This window comes from Sutcliffiella halmapala, from assembly GCF_050107295.1.
Classification (GTDB): Bacteria; Bacillota; Bacilli; order Bacillales; family Bacillaceae_I; genus Sutcliffiella_A; species Sutcliffiella_A halmapala_A.
Genome location: NZ_JBNIKR010000015.1, coordinates 20,226 through 37,154, shown reverse-complemented (window position 1 = coordinate 37,154; position 16,929 = coordinate 20,226). Strand labels below are relative to the sequence as shown.

Below are 16,929 nucleotides of genomic sequence, written 5' to 3'. Positions count from 1 at the left end.
TTTCAAGTATTATTTGTCTGTATGTTTATTCGAATAAATGTATTTTAACACATGTAAATATTTATGCAATACAGTTAATAAAGATAAATAAAGTTTTTATATTTTTACTATTCTGAAATATATAATAAAAGTAATAGCTTAAGTAATATTTGGTCATGTTATAATAATAAAGACCTAGAAAAAGGAGGTGATAAGTCATGCGTACAGAATCGAATAAATTGGACTTGATCTTGGACAATATAATGGAATTCAAGAAATCCCAAGATGAAATGAAAAATGAACTAATAGGCATGAGCGAAAAGACAACCACTCTTTCTGAACATCAACGACAGATGAATGAGGAAATCGGCGGACTGAACGATAAAACATCCACTCTTTCTAAAAATCAACGACAGATGAATGAGGAGCTCGGTGCACTGAACGAAAAGTCATTCCTTCTATCAGTTGGGCAGCATCAGATAAAAGAAGAGCTCCATTCTTTAACCAACACAACCTACACACTTAGAGAGGAATTCTATTTATTCAGACACGACACAATCGAAAGATTCAATGAAATCAGCTCCACCCTGACTAGAATTGAAGAGGATCAAACAAGTGACATTGAAGCCATTCTCGAGGAAATTTCAGTCAAACTGGATGAGAGGGAGTCGAAGTGATTTTCTATTTAGTTAATTCCGTAAAAAGTGTCCCCGTTTAAACTTCTCTAGTACAACTTGATTCTCACATTCCTATTAAATCTATAAAAAAGTGCAAGGAGCACTTTTTTCAAGTGGTCCTTGCACCAAAATAACATCATTTTCTATGCACTCCATTCTAATTCAATACGTTCTTTCAGCTTCCTTCTTGCACGATGGATTTTAGACTTCACAGCGGATGGATTCATTTGCAAAGCCTTGGCAATTTCCCGCTCTTTTAACCCTTTAAACATTTTAAGCGCCAGCATCCTTTGGTCATCCCCTGAGAAATCTTCCAGCGTTTCTTTTAAGATTTCTTTCAAAAAGCTTACTACTACTTCTTCTTCTACATTCTGACTTGACTCTTTTCCGAGACAGTCCAGCATACATAATTCCATCGTGTATCCTTGTGTCTTTCTCTCACGCCTGATAAAATCTATGGCCGTTCTTGATGCGATGACAGAAAGCCAGGCACCCACTTTCTGCATGTCCTCCAAATCCGCCAGTTTCTTGTATGCTTTTATGAAGGTTTCTTGCACATTATCTTCTGCCAGCTGGCGATCCCGGATAATCGAAAAGCTCACACGAAATAATCGGTCGTAATACTCTTTGTACATAGTGGTGAATTCCATTTAATCCACCACGCTCAGACTGATGGTCACTTTAAATAGATCCCCATCTGTCTCTATCTTCAGGCTGCCTTCATGAAGATCGACGATGGATTTTGCTATTGCAAGACCAAGTCCGGAGCCTTCGGTATGCCTTGAAGTATCTCCTCTTTTGAAACGTTCATATAGCTCTTCACTTTGATCGTTGAGTTCATACTTGGATATGTTTTTTAGCGAGATGTTCACTTTATCCCCCACTCGCTTAATATTGATATACACCCTTGAATTCTCCAATGAATATTTGATGATATTACCGATAAGATTATCAAACACCCTCCATATCTTCTGACCGTCGACCATTGCCAATATTGGTGCTTCCGGTGAGCTGATCCGAAAATGTAGGTTTGATTCCTGCATGGAACTATTGTGTTCTGCAAGTGCCTGCTGGAGTAGCTGGTTGATATCAACCTTCTCCTTCACTAATTCCATATTACCGCTTGCCATTTTGGAGACTTCAAACAAATCATCAATCAACCCTTTGAGACGTTGGGACTTCCGGTCAATAATCTCCAAATAGGCCGTGCGATCTTCCAAAGTCAAATCTTCCTTTTTCAGCAATTCTGTATAAGTAATGATCGAAGTCAGGGGCGTTCTCAAATCATGGCTGACATTGGTAATCAATTCAGTCTTCAAGCGCTCGCTTTTGGCCTGTTCATTTAACGAGACTTTCACCCCTTGATTAAGGACATTTAAATTGGCAGCCATCTTTGACAGCTCCGACTTCCCCTTTATCTCCAAATCCTCTCCTAATCTGCCTGCTGCCATCTCTTCTGTTTTCATACTTATTCGGTTGAAATAGCCTATACCCTTGATCAAATACTTTAGCGCAGGGATACCTACCAGAAACAAAAATAACAAATATAAAATAAAGAATATCGGATGAATCAGGACAATAAAAATTGCAGCACCTGACACAAACACGGTTCCAAGGAGGACCATTGTCTGTATTCCGGTCGACCTGTTTAAAAAGGCTTCTTTCAATCCATTTTTAAAACTGAGATAAATTTCTTTCATTACCCTTAGTACTCTTACCACAACACTGTTGACCCATTCTTTTCTAATCGATACTCCATTTTGATGACTTGCGGCAATGTATCTGATTTGCTGATATAGGATTAAACCGAGAATGGCCCCTAAAACAATACCGAATACAAGCTCCACACTATCTATATTAGACCAGTTATACACTCCATGATTAATGCCGTCATGTACCCAAAATAAGTTGAGAAGGGTGAAAATGCCAGTAATCAGAGTTGCGGCAATGCGAATATCGACCGGTATTTTGTGATAGATATCCTGCCACTTGCCCGTTTTTTTAGGTAATCTGGCAACCTTTAGCATAATAAGCAACCAGATGAGAAATACCGTAACAGCACTAACTCCCAATATCCAAAACAACTTTCTGTTCTCTTCGTAGTTGGTCTTCGCTGTCATGATATCGCTGTTAGGTGAAAGCGTGTTTGGAACCCCGACATCTCCTTTATACCCGTTCATCGCCTCAGATATTGCCTGGTACAACCAATCTTCATTGGGCCATAAGCCCGCAGAGATATACGTTTCACCATCGATGTTGAAGCTGTCACGATATTTCATTCTGTCGTTGGAAAATGCACTTTCTACGCTCTCTTTGTTCAATCCCGTATTCGTATAAAATTCGTTCCCATTTGAAAAATGATAAAGAAACTCATCCTGAAACCTGGAAGGATTTGCTTTATAATCAGCAAGGTTCTCAAAATATTCTTCCACTATTTTTTCTTTTTCAGCAAGAACCTTTTTTTCTACATATTCATCACTATCAAAGTTCTTCCTTATATCATCAAGCTTTGCATCTCGTTCGGCTCTAAGTTCATCCGCATTCTCGTCTGATTTACCATCCTCGGCAAGCTGGATTCTGTCCTCATACTGATAGCGGATATTTGCCAGCTGCTCATCCAAGAAACCATAGCGATGACGATGTTCTTCTATATTCTCCTGTGTGACACTAATGTTCGCTTTCACATCTTCTTCTGGTAAAGTGGCCAATTCCTCCATCGCCAGATAATTCACAAACTCGCTTAATTCATATTGAAATTCTTCCGTGTAAAAATAATTCTCATTATCGTACATGTATGAATTAGATAAAAAGTACAAACTCCCACTGAGTGCACCGGTAAACACCAACGCCATCAAAAAGGCAAATACCCTATTTCTCCATTTTGTAGCCAATCCCCCATACCACCTTTAAATATCTTGGATTTTTTGGATCTATCTCTATCTTCTCTCTGATTTTCCGTATATGTACTGCCACCGTATTTTCAGCATTGTAGCCCGGCTCCTTCCAAACCCGCTCATAAATGTCGTTGATGGAATAAACACGCCCGGCATTACTCATCAGAAGGTCCACTATCTTGTATTCAATCGGTGTCAGCTTCACTGGCTCTCCCTGTACAGCGACCTCTTTTGCCTCTTTATCCAGCGTAAGCCCATTAAGATCGATGACCTTCCTGATTCCTTCAAAAGTACCAAGGCTTACATATCTTCTTAGCTGGGACTTAACCCTTGCCACCAGCTCCATCGGGTTGAATGGCTTCGTCACATAATCGTCCGCTCCAACCTGAAGGCCCAATATCTTATCCGTGTCCTCACTTTTTGCACTCAGAATGATAATTGGAATATTCTTTTCCTCCCGAATCCTATATGTTGCAGAAATTCCATCGAGGCGCGGCATCATCACATCCAGTAGAATGAGATGCACCTGGTTTTCATGCAGCATCTCGAGCGCTTCCACTCCATCTTTTGCCTTCAGAACACGGACCCCTTCGTTCTTCAAGTATATCTCTATCGCATCCCGAATCTCTTTTTCATCATCCACAACCAAAACTGTATACGTCTCCATCTCTCACCCTTCTCCCACTTTCCTTCATTCCATAAACCAATAATACTTTGCAAATCTTAACAACAAATAATCTATTTTCTTAAGAATTTCTTAAGGTTGGCAGTTTTTTTTATTATACCGTTTAAATGGACTACCTAGGCAGCCCATAAAAAAAGACACCCAGATAATCTAAGTGTCCATGAGTTTGGCTATTCCACTTCCTCGTAATAAATCCCGTCTTGAGCCTTGATCACTAATTCTTGCGGAACCTTCAAATATAGAATGGGAGCTGAATGAGTGCTGCCAAACCCATCGTCTTCCAGCCAGCTTTCATTTGTGAACTGGGAGTAGACGAACTCCTTTTTGATCATTTTCAGCTCGAGTTTCAGCATTGGCGGCGGCATGATTGTTAAAGTGCCATTTTGAAGCATTACAGAGGGAGAATGAACCTCTTTGGAAAGATCAAAATCATTCACTGTCAAATAGCTTGCATATAGGGTGGATTCCACTCGATTTTCCAAGCTGCTATCCCGCTCTACAATGATGGAGAAGTAGTACTCGGGGGAAGAGACTGCAAGTTGCAACTCATTTCCATCAATAGGATGACTGGTTCTATTTCTCACATGCTTCGGATCCACGTTCTTTTTTTCCAGGAGATCTTCGTATAATGTTTCCCAACTGCCATCAGCTAAGGGAATACTTTCAACAGATTGATATTTCTTATCAGGAAGGACATAAAATATAGCAGTCACTACTAGTAATAATGCAATGTAGCCAGCCAAAATCTTCATGCTTCTGGTTGAAGATTTTATAAAGTAAGGCTTTTTAACAAATTGTACGATAAGGAAAACGGTGCCCAATAATAGCAAAGGTAGCAGAATGTTCATGACCTAACCTCCGATCTACCATAGATAATCGCTGATATATACAATAATGTAGCTGCTGTAATAACTACTTTAATAAAAAACAGGAGAAATGAGGCTTCAGTAAAGTAAAACCCGAGAACGGAAGGGACAATATCGACTCTCCCTATTATTCCACCGAAAAGTAAAAGTCCGAAAAATACGACTGGAAGCACAATTTTCACTAATGGATGCAACTGTACCAGTGTCCCTACAAGGTAGCCAAGTGCAGCAAAAAGGAGCATGTATAGAAAAGTCGCTAAAACGCCTTTTATTATGTCACTTGGTGAGGTTTGCAAAGTGGAGAAATACATCACTTCTGTACTTGGCAGGAAATAGAGCATCACTTTTAATAAAAAAGTAGATAATAGTGAAGTAATCGCCCCAAGTAAACTGATAGTCCCCAAAAAAGCGAAATTGGAAAGATCGCCACTTAATCGATTCGTGACGAAGGTGAAGTCATCGTTCCGATATGCCTTCGTCGTGACGAGGATCGAAGAGATGAAGCCCCAGAGAATCGTCAGCGCCACTACGATATCCACTGAATAATATTTTATATCGATACTGAAAGACTCACTCGATGTACCGTAGGAATTCATCGCACTAAACGCAAATAGTAATGCAATTGCCTGCAGGACCATCAGAGAGGTATATACACCGGAGTAAGCCTTCAATTTATAGAGAAATTGCTTTTTGACCACTTCCCCGAGCGTTACCTTATTTAAAGACATCATCGATTCCCCCTTTGGCCTTATCTGTCAAATACACACAGGCATCGCTTGCTGAAACCGGTGTGATCGCTAGCTCATAACGTGCAGCCTCTGATATGCCATAATCCTTCTTTACCACGACATATTTGCTGTCTGGACTTAAATTTTTTGTATAGAGCACATCTCTATCAAGCAGCCATTCATCCAAGACACTTGCTTTCCCGGAAACACCCACTGCGTATTCCTTCATGTCTTCCATCGAAATGTGCAAAAGGACTTTCCCTTGATCGATTAGCAGTACATCTTCCAGCAGATCCTCTATTTCGTCAAGATGATGACTCGATATAATGATGGCTCTAGGAAACGCCAAGTAGTCTTTTAGCAACGCACGATAAAAGTCTTTCCGGACTGCTGCATCCATCCCAGTTGTCGGTTCATCGAATATGGTCAATGGACATCTCGAAGCTAGCCCTATTATCATGTTAAACGTATTTTTCTTCCCTTTTGAAAGGGTGTCATGCGACTGCTTAGGATGGAAAGAGAAATATTCAAACAAACGTCTCGCAAGCTCCCCATTCCAGTTGGCATAGAATCTTCCCGTCTCCTCCAGGATCTCCCCAAGGTTTAGTGCAGTAGGAAAGCTCATGAAATCATCCACAAAAATGGTATTGGCAGAAACAGTCAGGCTATTGAAAGGACGTTCATCCCAGACCTGTATTTCACCGGATGTTTCTTTATAAAAGCCGGCAATCAATTTTAGAAGTGTTGTTTTCCCAACACCGTTTCTCCCTATCAATCCTGTAATCTTGTTTTCTTCCAAGCTGAAGGTTAGGCCTTCAAGCACTTTGGTATGGCCATATTCTTTTCTAAGACCTCTGCATTCAACTATTTTCATGGCCGCTCCCCCTTCCCTAATTTACGAATCATTGTGACCAGTTCCTCTTCATCCACATGAAGACGCGCGGCTTCCTCCACCAATTCCATGACCAGCCTCTTTAACGTATGGTCCTTTCTTTTCCGTAAAATAATCTCTTTCGCCCCCTGATTGACAAACATCCCAAGACCCCTTTTCTTGTATAAGACATTTTCATCCACCAAAATATTTAAACCTTTTGCAGCTGTTGCGGGATTGATGTTGAATATCTCCGCCAGCTGATATTGCGAGTGAACTTTTTGATCCGTTTCAAAGCTTCCATTCAATATTTCTGCTTCCAGCCATTCTGCAATCTGTACATAAATAGGTTTTGATCCATCCGCGTTTAAAATCAACTTCGCACCTCCTCTAACATAGTGCATTACTGTTGTAATGTAGTATATAATAATCACCATAATAAAACAACTAATTTTAGCCTATTTTTGTAAATTTTCTGAAACAGGCAATATCCGACAGGCTACTTTTTATATAATGACGAAGTTCTCCTTAAGAAAATTGACAACTTTTTCATTCTCCTATACGTTTACTTTAGGCCTAAACACTGCCTGCTTCTTCAAATAATATTTCAGTGTGGAGTGTGAAAAATGGATACACCCCAAGAAATCATTCAAGTGCAGAATCTAGTGAAAAAATACGGTGATTTTACCGCAGTAAACGGCATTGAGTTTTCTGTTCGAAAAGGGGAAGTTTTTGGCCTATTAGGTCCTAACGGTGCAGGCAAATCTACGACCTTGGAAATGCTCGTCGGACTTCGTAAGCCGGATGTGGGAACCGCCATTGTCGGCGGGTTCAATATTAAGTCAGAGTTGAAGAAAGTAAAAGAAGTTATTGGAGTACAGCTGCAGTCGACCACTTTATTCGAGTTACTGACCGTAACAGAGATATTAAAGATGTATGCCAGCTTTTATCCCAAAAATGTGGATATTCCTGAGCTTATCGAGGATATGCAGTTAACGGACAAAGCGAAGAGCCGGATCAAGGGCTTATCAGGCGGGCAGAAACAGCGTTTGGCCATTGCTCTCGCACTTGTACACGATCCGTGGATCCTGTTTCTGGATGAACCGACAACCGGCCTGGATCCTCAAGCAAGAAGAACCCTCTGGGATATTGTGCTCCGTTTAAAGGAACGTGGAAAAACAGTTGTACTTACCACACACTATATGGATGAAGCGCATGTTCTTTGTGACCGCATTGCCATCATGGACCAGGGACGGCTCATCGCTTTGGATACTCCTTCCCTGCTGGTCAAACGGCTGCAGTCCGACAGTGCTGTTGAATTTCGCTTCCCAGACCTTGCGGAACAAGTCTCTTTCGAACAGTTGAATGGAGTAAAACAAGTTGGAAAACAAAATGATACATATGTACTTTATACGGATGACATTCAAAAAACCTTAACAGCCTTAATACAATTTGCTGCTGAGAAAGAGCTTGAATTAATGGACCTTCAAACCAGGACTGCAACCCTGGAGGATGTCTTTATTCACATGACAGGAAGGAGATTGCGAGAAGGATGAGAGCATACTGGCAATTAACACTCGGGCAATTACGGATTTTCCTTCGCAATCGCCAAGTTCTGTTTTGGACACTTGCTTTTCCTATTTTCCTAATGGTGATGCTTGGCTCGTTCCTGGGTAATGGGAGAGAGATAAGTGTATCACTTGCTGTGGTTGATGAAGACCAATCAAATGAGTCCAAGGAGCTTATTGATATTTTCAAGGATTACAAGGCACTTAATATGACAATGATAAGCGGCCGCGATGAAGCATTTGACGTGTTAAAAGAGGGAGAATTGAATCTGGTGGTTGTTATTCCGGATGGATATGGGAAATTCCTGGCGGAAGCACCTTTGGATACTCAGCCATTTTCATTGCCATTATTTTACGATGAAACAAATATGGCCGTATCACAGATCGGTATCCAGCTTGTAAACAGTACAGTCGATTCGATCAGCAAGGAGATGGTGCAATATTCGCCGCTTCTCGAAACGAAGGCGGAAGGTATTGAAGCATTAAATCTACAATACATTGACTTTCTGGTTCCTGGGATTGTCGCCATGATGATTATGAGCAACAATATGAACGGGGTTGCAGGTCAAATCGCATCCTGGAGAGAACGGGGTATTCTACGAAGAATGCAAGGAACCACATTGAAGGCGTCCACTTTTATCGCAGCGCAAATTACCGCGCGCCTTTTATTGAACGGTTTCCAGGCAATGATCGTCCTTTTGGTAGCCCAGCTCGTCTTTGATGTAGAAGTAAGAGGATCCTGGTTTACCTTAATAAGCTTTGTCATTCTTGGAACTCTAGCATTTATGGCCATAGGCTTTATCATCGCAGGTATTGCAAAGACTCCGGAAAGTGCAGCACCTATTGCAGGTTTCCTGTCTTTTCCGTTGCTATTTTTGGGAGGGGTTTTCTTCCCGATTAGTGATATGCCTGAGTTCCTGCAACCGATAGTGAACGTTATACCGATCTCCCATCTTAGCCATGCATTGAGAGAAACCATGAATGTCGGGGCATCATTTCTGTCATTGGGTACCGAAGCGCTCATTCTTGGTTGTTGGCTGGTTGGAGCTTTCATCGTAGCAAGCTATTCTTTTAAATGGGAATAAAAAATAGAGAATAAAGAGGAGAAATATATGAAAACACAAAACTACGATAATCACGTAAGAATGCATCCGCTTTATCATTATGTGCTATCATTACTGGTCATTGCTTCGCTTATTACAGCCATCGTGAATGTGGTGCTTTCCCTCCAATCAGGTGAAAATATATGGTCAGCCCTTGCAATTTTACTGATGGCTGCAGCTTTAATCCTGACATTTATCCTGTTGCGCATCTACCCTTTACGTGCCCAGGACAGAGCTATTAGAGCAGAAGAAAATTTACGTCATTTTATCTTAACCGGTAAACCATTCGATTCCCGCTTGGGCATGGGTCAAATTGTGGCACTCCGCTTTGCATCGGATGCAGAATTCCCAGAGCTTTGCATGGCAGCTGCGGATGAAGATTTGTCATCAAAGGAAATCAAAAAAAGGATCGTGAACTGGCGGGCAGATCATAATAGAATCTAAGTGAACCAGTTGAAAGAACAAGGCTCATCCCATTGGACCGGGATGAGCCTATTTACTGTCCTATTCATTTTTCATATCATCATATATTTTCTTCAATAGAACCTCATCTGGATCCTGACTGAGCTCCCACATCATGGCACCACCAAGACCCATTTCTTTGATGAAGGCCGTTTTATGACCGATGGATTCCTCATCATCATAGCTGACTACGGTTGTTCCATCAAAAAGCAATGGTACTTTGGAATCTTCTATCCATACACGTGAGAAACCATTCTGATTCACGTAATCAGAAGCAATCTTAGCGTAACTGAGGGACGTTCCCCCACCGCTAAATGACTTGTATAAGCCGCTATTGCCTGTATCATCTACCTGCTTGAAAACTCTTCCGTAAAAAGGAAGACCCATGACAAGCTTTTCAGGCGGAACACCACCATTAATATAGGTTTGCACCCCGTCCCCGACACTCCATTCGCCATGAAACCCACTCGCTGGATCAGGGTGTAGCGGTGCATTCAATCCTGATAAAGGATCCCATTCTCCATGGATATCATAGGTCATCAGCTGGATATAGTCGAGATAAGGATGAATTTCCGTGAGCTCAAGGTTGGCAGCATGAGCTTTACTAGCTCCTGCCGCAATGGTTAACAGGTATTCCTTGCCATCCTTCTCAGACTGCTCGTCCAACGTTTCACGGATCTTTTTTAGCAATAGAGTATAGTTCCTTTTATCTTCGGGGCGGTTTGTGTTATCCGCTTCCCCACCGCCAACAGGGTACTCCCAATCAAGGTCTACGCCATCAAATCCGTAGTCCAATAGGAATTGGCGTACACTCTCTGCAAATCTGGCTCGCGACTCCTCTGTAAGTGCCGCATCCGAGAAATTCTCCGACCATGTCCAGCCTCCGACAGAAATCAGCGTTTTGAGGTGAGGGTGCTTTTCCTTCAGTTTGTTCAGTTGTAGGAAGTTTGTTTTATCAGTCGCGGAATCCCCTACCGCAATCTTGCCGTCCCTTGTAATGTTAGCAAAAGCATAGTTGATATGCGTTAGCTTGCTCGCATCGATATCCGCCACCTCGTATCCGGAATAGGCAGCCCATCCCGCGTAATAGCCTACGAGTTTGGCAGATACCGGTTCCGGATTCTTGACCATCACTTTTTTGATCACTTCCGTCTTCTGATTCGAATTATCATAGGCAATAACCTTCAGGATTTGTTCCCCATCAGGCACCCAACTTTTGGTAGCCCAGTTTATCGTGTAAGGCTCTGAAGTCACAGTGCCAATCAGGTATTCGCCGTTGTTGCTGTAAAATTCCACCTTGCTGATGTCTTGATCATCCGTTGCATTCACGGAAAGTTTGACATCTCCACTAACGGAATTCTCTTCTGTTGAATCGGACTCAGTTGTAATCTCACTTACTTGCGGCGGCTCATCTACTATCTTTTTTTCTATGGCAGTTACGCTGCTTGTATTCGGGGAGTCAATCTCCGGATTATCAGTCGTTAATACGATAACGACACTGACTATTAATATAGTAACCAGTAAAATACCGATCCATTTCATGCTGTTATGTTTTTTCCTTCTACGCTGCATTACGATTCTATATCCTCCTGTTCCCATACTTATCTATCATTGTAATATGGAGATACATCGGGAAGTAGCGGTAAATATTAGCACAGTTATTTTATGGTTTATGAACAGGGATCAATATCTCAAAATGGGGATCATTCAGGTCACGATTCACCGGATACCATTCATGCTTAATTGGCAGGTCGTCATAATAATCTACATCAGATTCCTTGAAAGGGATATAATCATTTTGCTGCTTAAACCACTGATAGATCTTGGTGTAGGTATGGCCTATATCCTGACCTTTCTCATGAGACACCTTCAGATAGGTCATTTCTGGCACACGAATGGCGACCATTCCATCAGGTACTTCCTGTTGCTCCTGCACGCGAAAGACGGAATAGTGTACAAATCCATCTGGACGTAGATGGTAGGATAGTCCATACTGAACTTCCGGCTCCACTGCATAGGCCAATTCACCAACCCGGTTACTCATCTGAACAATAACTTCTTTTAAGTTACTTACCTCGGTGTACGGGCCATCCCACTTTAACCCGATTGCCTTATAGGCAGGGAGTGTTATTAATTCGTATTGAAGTTTTTCCATATTGAATCTTCCTTTCTCTAAAAAAGTTCTCACAAAAAGAATCGCTCCATCAAACCAAATGGGAGCAGAAGTATGTATAAAATAATGACCACTACAGTTCCACTCAGTATGAGAATGGATTGTTTAGGCTCAGAGGAATACTTCCAATGAAAATAGGCATTTCCCAGATCGAGAGTGATAAGAAATATGAGCAATCCCAACATATAATTGGTAAAAGTGTATCCATGTTCAAATGAATACATGTTGAAAGCAATGATGAAAATTAATCCAGCAAATCTGAGAGACAGGTCGACTTTTTTATGTGTTTCATTGACAAAGTTATAGGAAAAAACACTCTTTTTCTTTTCGATTTTGAAGATCTTCCTGACGGCAATTTGCACAGAAATTACTAGAAGAAATATCACAAGGAATAACATGAGTAGCTTGAATAAAAACATCTGATTTCTCCTCCTGCCTTCTATTTGATGCGCTCCTTAACTATGCCGTTCTTACAGGTGAGATAAGATGAAAGTTTAAGTCTGAACCCACCGATTGTAGCAGTAACGGGTTCATCGAGCCACTATAACTTAGCTGTACCTCTTCCTCCTCTATCGCTTTCAGGGCATCCATCAAAAAATTCCCATCAATGGCAACGGATAGCTCGCTCTCCCCTTGCAAATTGATAATGCCTTGGACCTCTTGAATTCCCCCAAACTCAGTGGAAGAGGAACAAATTCTAAGTTTCAAATCTCTGGTGACTTCCAATATAACTTTGTTATATTCAATAACACTGCCAAATAAAGAAGCACGGTCAATACCTTTCTGAAGCATTTTTTTGTTCAATGTGAGGATGGTTCTTGTCTCTGTCGGTATCAAACTCTCTACATTTGGATAGTTCCCTTCAATCAGGCGGGAAAAAAGAGTAATAGAAATGAACTGAAAGATAATGTGATGCTTGGATATGTATAGCTTTAATATCTCATTATCTACCCCAGTCAGCCTACTTAATTCGTTGAGTGCTGAAAAGGGTACAACACAGGAAACTGATTCTTTAGTATCCACAGTCCCTCTGCTGAAAGCCAATCTATGGGAATTGGTTGCCGTACAAGAGAATCGTCCATTTTCCAATGCAAGATGAACACCTGTTAGGACTGGTCTTGTATCACTTTTGGACACAGCAAATAGGGTCTGTTTCACCATTCTTTGAAAAACGGTGTTGGGTATCCTTATTTCCTGGGAATCATCTAATTTCGGAGGGATTGGAAAATCATTAAAATCAAACCCATTCAGGTTGGCATCTATTCCATTGGATAATATCTTGATCTTGTTTAAATGGTCTACTTTAATATGTATGTCTCCTGGCAGCCTTTTTACGATTTGCACCAAATATTTAGCAGATACAACAATACTCCCTGAACAGAGAATATAAAGCCGATGACTTTGTTCGTTGCAGATTGGAATCACCTTTTGAATGGTAAGGTCCGAGTTAGTTGCTAGTAACGTAATATTCTCGCTCTCTGCTGTTATCTTAATACCTGAAAGAATGGGATTCATCGTCCTTGATGATACAGCTTTACTGACATCTTGAATTGCTTGAAGGAATAATTCCCGTTCAATAAAAAACTCCACTTTATAACCTCGCCATCTAATGTATTCGTCAAGTTAATGGATATTTATGTGTTCCGATAGATTATTGAATGTATTTATCCTTTATGATATTCACATGGTGAATCCCGTGACCAGCGATAATATATGCAATTGCCTGGGCTGTAAGAGGAAGTTCATTTGCTGTACCACTTCTAAGCCATGCATGTTCCGGCATTCCATGTAATAAACTTAAGGTTGACTTTCTGACTGCTTGAAACTCTTCCACTAATTCAGAAAGCGGTCTTTCAGTAAAATCACCCTCCAATGCATAATCCACTTCGCTGAAACCTGCAAGAGGCGTCTGATCTCCCCTGGCAATCCGAAGCAGTCTATAACTCATTATCCGTTCCGTATCCATCATATGGCCAACGACCTCTTTTACCGTCCACTTTCCGCTTGCATATGCAATGTTGCCCTGTTCTTCCGATAGACCAGAAAAAAGGGTAACCGCTTCTTTTAATTGATCTTCAAGTATCTCCAACAGATTTCCTGCGGGTACTAACTTTATATAGTTGTTGTAATATGAAGGATATTCATTTTCTTCAGGACGCTTCAGCATGCTCTTTACTCCATTCTCTTATTCATTTTTGACTCTATTATCATCGCCACAACAAATATGATTCCTACAACAGTTAAAGCTATAAAAAGGCTTGAATCTACCCAGATGATGTCAAAGAAAAAGCGGTTAATTAGTTTCAAGCTAACTAATACAAAAATGATGTTCATTAACACCTTTTGAATGTTTAATTGCTTACTTGCATCTTCAAAAAATATGCCCATGGGCCACCTTCAATCAAATAATTTATCCTTTGCCTTCACCAGTTTTTCATAGTCCAGTTCACCTGTATGCCTGCCAACTATCACACCATCTTCATCAATGAAAAAAGTTGCAGGCATGTCCAATACTTCGTAATAACGAAATAATCCTTCCTTATCGAAGAGGATGGGAAAAGTAAAACCTCCAGTAGCCACATATTTTTCCACTACACTTTGATTTACTTCATTGCTTGTGATGTTCACGGCTAAAACATCTACCTCATCTTTATAATCCTCATAAAATCTTTGGATCTCCGGCATTTCCTTTTTGCATGGAGGACACCATGTAGTCCAGAAGTTTATGATTACTGGTTTTCCTAGGGAGTCTGATAAACGGACTTTGTTTCCTCCCATAGACTCCACCTTAAAATCAACAGCTTTTTCTCCATTTGCACTAGCTGGTTTTAATTCCTCCTCTTTGAAAAACTGCTGGTAGACGGCAGTTCCAATTAATAGTGTCAGTATGATAAATGCGATTGATTTTCTCATTTATTCACCTTCTTATAAGCCTTTTTTAATACATCATCATCAGTCCATATTGGAAAATTCCACAACCTCAATCTGATTTCCAAATGGATCTTCCAGGACAAAGAAACGTCCAGGTGGACACGGCTGTGGTTCATCAAACAGGATGACAGCTCCTTTTTCTTTTAAACTGGCAAAATCCTTCTCGATATCATGTGATAGAATGCCAAGAAGCACCGATGAATGTGCTTCTTTTCTAATAGAGTCCGCTTTTTCAAGGACAATCGGGACACTTTCATGTACCAGACTGACAATATTTTCTCCATATTGTTTGGAAACCTTAAAGTCCAACACTTCTGTATAAAATCTAACGGCGTCCTGCATATTCTCTACTTTTATCGTTATCACACAAACTTTGTTCAGCATAATCATTCCTCCTACAAGTTTTTTAACAAATTCTCTAATTCTAGTAAGTTATCACCCAACCACACCATCTCCTCAGCAAATCGAACAGGCGGGCCTTTGAAGTCATCCATATCCGCTTCGATCCACCAGGTGCTTTCCATATACCATAGTAAGGAAAGGGCTTTTTTTAGATATCCATTACCAACTTCCCGCTCCTCTTTGTATCCCTTCATAAATACAGTTGCGCTTGATACCTTCAAACTATTATTACTCAAACAACCGGATATAACTGCTCTAGCAACATCAAGCTGTGGATAGTCGTATTTTAGTCGGTCGAAGTCCAGAATGGCCGATACCTCATTTTCATGGAACAGAATATTATCCATGAAAAGGTCTCTATGTGCCCATCCTGTATCATGCAAAGTGAAGTCTTCCAGATCAATTGATTTCGTAAGCTCTATTTGTCTTTTAATAATAGGAATAATGGATTGTTTTCCTTTGCATTGCGCATGATTATTAACCGAATGCCAATAATTTATTCTGTCTTCTACAACTGGAGCGATGAACTCTGGTACCTTCTTCTTAGGAATGCTCCCATCATTTAATACACGATGCATCCTTCCAGTAGCTTTTCCGAGGTGGTACATCTGTAATTCGGTGGCAGTACCAGGTTGCAAAATGCTTCCCTTACAGAACTCCATGGCCATAAACCGTTCCCCGTTACCAGTTTGCAGCATATATTGGTCATCAATCGGGAATAGCTTCGGGCACGGGATATCATGGCGGTAGAGTTTTTCCTGTTGGGTATATGCGAAATGCAGCTCCTTTTCGCTATACTTTCGAAATCTTTCCTTGTTAAATTGTTTGATTAATAAAACCCCTTTATTTGTCTTAATCCGCCACTTCAGATTGAGCCAGCCGCGATAGATTGGAGCTGCTTCCATCACTTCCACTCCGTAAACCCGTTGACAGGTTTCGATTATATCTTCCAGAATCTCTTCTTGAACATTTATCATTTTGAAAACCGCCTATAATCTAATAATCTCTTTGATCCTGTTCCATAAAAGCATTTCCTCTACCTCTATAAAAATCTTCTTTTTCAGTAGAAACTTCTGTTACGAGCTTATTTAGTGCAATTCCGAACTCCACAAAGGCATGACCTTGGGCCGTCAAAACTTTCCCAGCCGAAACTACTGATTGATAGGAAAAAAGCTCCTCTTCAAAACAGTCAAGAAAGATTCTTTGTTCTTTGGCAAGCGTTACAGTATACGGATTGATTTTCAGCAGGCCAGCCTTCGCCAACACGAATACTCCACTGCAGATGGCTGCAGTTACTTTATTGAATGCACCAAACTTCCCCACCAGTTCAAATAGTGCATCAGCATCCGCAATAGGCCTAAGATCCCCGCCAGGTATAATCAACAGGTCAAACTCCATAGGGTCCACTTCATCAAGAGACATATCTGGCATCGTCATCAATCCTGCTTCAGATCTGCATGGATTTTTTTTAACGGAAAAGGTGTATAACTCATGCGAATTCCTTAGCATCGAAATCGCAGGCGCAATTTCAAATTCACAAAATCCATCAAAAATAAATAAGAGTGCCTTTTTTCTCATTGTATTTTCCAT

General features: G+C 40.8%; 20 protein-coding genes. 4 read left to right on the top strand and 16 right to left on the bottom strand.

The genetic code is table 11. The features are described from left to right. The first annotated feature begins 197 nt into the window (after window positions 1-197). Window positions 198-656: a hypothetical protein gene (locus ACQCT5_RS20140; RefSeq protein ID WP_499644582.1), complete on the top strand. Its 459-nt coding sequence runs from the start codon at window positions 198-200 to the stop codon at window positions 654-656. 143 nt (window positions 657-799) lie between these two features. Here the strand turns inward: ACQCT5_RS20140 and ACQCT5_RS20135 are convergent, their stop codons facing one another. The 7 genes from ACQCT5_RS20135 to ACQCT5_RS20105 form a co-directional block, all read right to left on the bottom strand. Continuing rightward, window positions 800-1,306: an RNA polymerase sigma factor gene (locus ACQCT5_RS20135; protein WP_499644580.1), complete on the bottom strand. Its 507-nt coding sequence runs from the start codon at window positions 1,304-1,306 to the stop codon at window positions 800-802. After that, window positions 1,307-3,547 (bottom strand): sensor histidine kinase, encoded by a 2,241-nt coding sequence (locus ACQCT5_RS20130; RefSeq protein WP_499644578.1) that lies wholly within the window; start codon window positions 3,545-3,547, stop codon window positions 1,307-1,309. Beyond that, window positions 3,525-4,217 carry a response regulator transcription factor gene (locus ACQCT5_RS20125; RefSeq protein WP_499644576.1) on the bottom strand — a complete coding sequence of 231 codons (693 nt, stop codon included), beginning with the start codon at window positions 4,215-4,217 and terminating at the stop codon, window positions 3,525-3,527. The genes ACQCT5_RS20130 and ACQCT5_RS20125 overlap by 23 nt, the downstream gene beginning before the upstream one ends. Before the next feature lie 188 nt (window positions 4,218-4,405). Then, window positions 4,406-5,083, bottom strand: a complete 678-nt coding sequence (locus tag ACQCT5_RS20120) for a hypothetical protein (RefSeq protein ID WP_499644574.1) — start codon at window positions 5,081-5,083, stop codon at window positions 4,406-4,408. Further along, a complete protein-coding gene (locus tag ACQCT5_RS20115) occupies window positions 5,080-5,832 on the bottom strand; it encodes a hypothetical protein (RefSeq protein WP_499644572.1) in 753 nt (250 codons plus the stop codon). The genes ACQCT5_RS20120 and ACQCT5_RS20115 overlap by 4 nt, the downstream gene beginning before the upstream one ends. Beyond that, complete coding sequence (locus tag ACQCT5_RS20110; RefSeq protein WP_499644570.1) at window positions 5,816-6,703, bottom strand: ATP-binding cassette domain-containing protein; 888 nt, start codon at window positions 6,701-6,703, stop codon at window positions 5,816-5,818. The genes ACQCT5_RS20115 and ACQCT5_RS20110 overlap by 17 nt, the downstream gene beginning before the upstream one ends. Further along, a complete protein-coding gene (locus tag ACQCT5_RS20105; RefSeq protein WP_499644568.1) occupies window positions 6,700-7,077 on the bottom strand; it encodes a GntR family transcriptional regulator in 378 nt (125 codons plus the stop codon). The genes ACQCT5_RS20110 and ACQCT5_RS20105 overlap by 4 nt, the downstream gene beginning before the upstream one ends. Window positions 7,078-7,326: 249 nt before the next feature. On the opposite strand from ACQCT5_RS20105, the gene ACQCT5_RS20100 reads away from it, so the two are divergent. Genes ACQCT5_RS20100 through ACQCT5_RS20090 form a run of 3 tightly spaced genes read left to right on the top strand, consistent with a single transcriptional unit; the run spans window position 7,327 to window position 9,815 of the window. Next, entirely contained in the window at window positions 7,327-8,256 is a 930-nt protein-coding gene (locus tag ACQCT5_RS20100; protein ID WP_499644566.1) for an ABC transporter ATP-binding protein, read from the top strand. Beyond that, window positions 8,253-9,353 carry an ABC transporter permease gene (locus tag ACQCT5_RS20095; protein WP_499644564.1) on the top strand — a complete coding sequence of 367 codons (1,101 nt, stop codon included), beginning with the start codon at window positions 8,253-8,255 and terminating at the stop codon, window positions 9,351-9,353. The genes ACQCT5_RS20100 and ACQCT5_RS20095 overlap by 4 nt, the downstream gene beginning before the upstream one ends. Window positions 9,354-9,380: 27 nt before the next feature. After that, entirely contained in the window at window positions 9,381-9,815 is a 435-nt protein-coding gene (locus tag ACQCT5_RS20090) for a DUF6526 family protein (protein ID WP_499644562.1), read from the top strand. Between the two features lie 60 nt (window positions 9,816-9,875). On the opposite strand, the gene ACQCT5_RS20085 is transcribed toward ACQCT5_RS20090, so the two are convergent. The 9 genes from ACQCT5_RS20085 to ACQCT5_RS20045 all read right to left on the bottom strand — a co-directional run bounded on the left by ACQCT5_RS20085 (window position 9,876) and on the right by ACQCT5_RS20045 (window position 16,929). Further along, window positions 9,876-11,405 carry a glycosyl hydrolase family 18 protein gene (locus ACQCT5_RS20085; RefSeq protein WP_499644560.1) on the bottom strand — a complete coding sequence of 510 codons (1,530 nt, stop codon included), beginning with the start codon at window positions 11,403-11,405 and terminating at the stop codon, window positions 9,876-9,878. 91 nt (window positions 11,406-11,496) lie between these two features. Continuing rightward, window positions 11,497-11,988: a GyrI-like domain-containing protein gene (locus ACQCT5_RS20080; RefSeq protein ID WP_499644558.1), complete on the bottom strand. Its 492-nt coding sequence runs from the start codon at window positions 11,986-11,988 to the stop codon at window positions 11,497-11,499. A 29-nt stretch (window positions 11,989-12,017) separates the two neighbouring features. After that, the gene (locus ACQCT5_RS20075) at window positions 12,018-12,425 is read right to left on the bottom strand and encodes a DUF4181 domain-containing protein (RefSeq protein WP_499644556.1); all 408 of its coding nucleotides are present in this window, start codon (window positions 12,423-12,425) and stop codon (window positions 12,018-12,020) included. 40 nt (window positions 12,426-12,465) lie between these two features. Continuing rightward, a complete protein-coding gene (gene dnaN / locus ACQCT5_RS20070) occupies window positions 12,466-13,596 on the bottom strand; it encodes a DNA polymerase III subunit beta (RefSeq protein WP_499644554.1) in 1,131 nt (376 codons plus the stop codon). A 61-nt stretch (window positions 13,597-13,657) separates the two neighbouring features. Then, entirely contained in the window at window positions 13,658-14,173 is a 516-nt protein-coding gene (locus ACQCT5_RS20065) for a DinB family protein (RefSeq protein WP_499644552.1), read from the bottom strand. 230 nt (window positions 14,174-14,403) lie between these two features. Next, window positions 14,404-14,919 carry a redoxin domain-containing protein gene (locus tag ACQCT5_RS20060; RefSeq protein ID WP_499644550.1) on the bottom strand — a complete coding sequence of 172 codons (516 nt, stop codon included), beginning with the start codon at window positions 14,917-14,919 and terminating at the stop codon, window positions 14,404-14,406. 39 nt (window positions 14,920-14,958) lie between these two features. Continuing rightward, a complete protein-coding gene (locus ACQCT5_RS20055; RefSeq protein WP_499644548.1) occupies window positions 14,959-15,321 on the bottom strand; it encodes a VOC family protein in 363 nt (120 codons plus the stop codon). 11 nt (window positions 15,322-15,332) lie between these two features. Continuing rightward, on the bottom strand, window positions 15,333-16,316 hold the full coding sequence (locus ACQCT5_RS20050) for a phosphotransferase (RefSeq protein WP_499644546.1): 984 nt from the start codon (window positions 16,314-16,316) through the stop codon (window positions 15,333-15,335). A 19-nt stretch (window positions 16,317-16,335) separates the two neighbouring features. Continuing rightward, a complete protein-coding gene (locus ACQCT5_RS20045; RefSeq protein ID WP_499644544.1) occupies window positions 16,336-16,929 on the bottom strand; it encodes a DJ-1/PfpI family protein in 594 nt (197 codons plus the stop codon).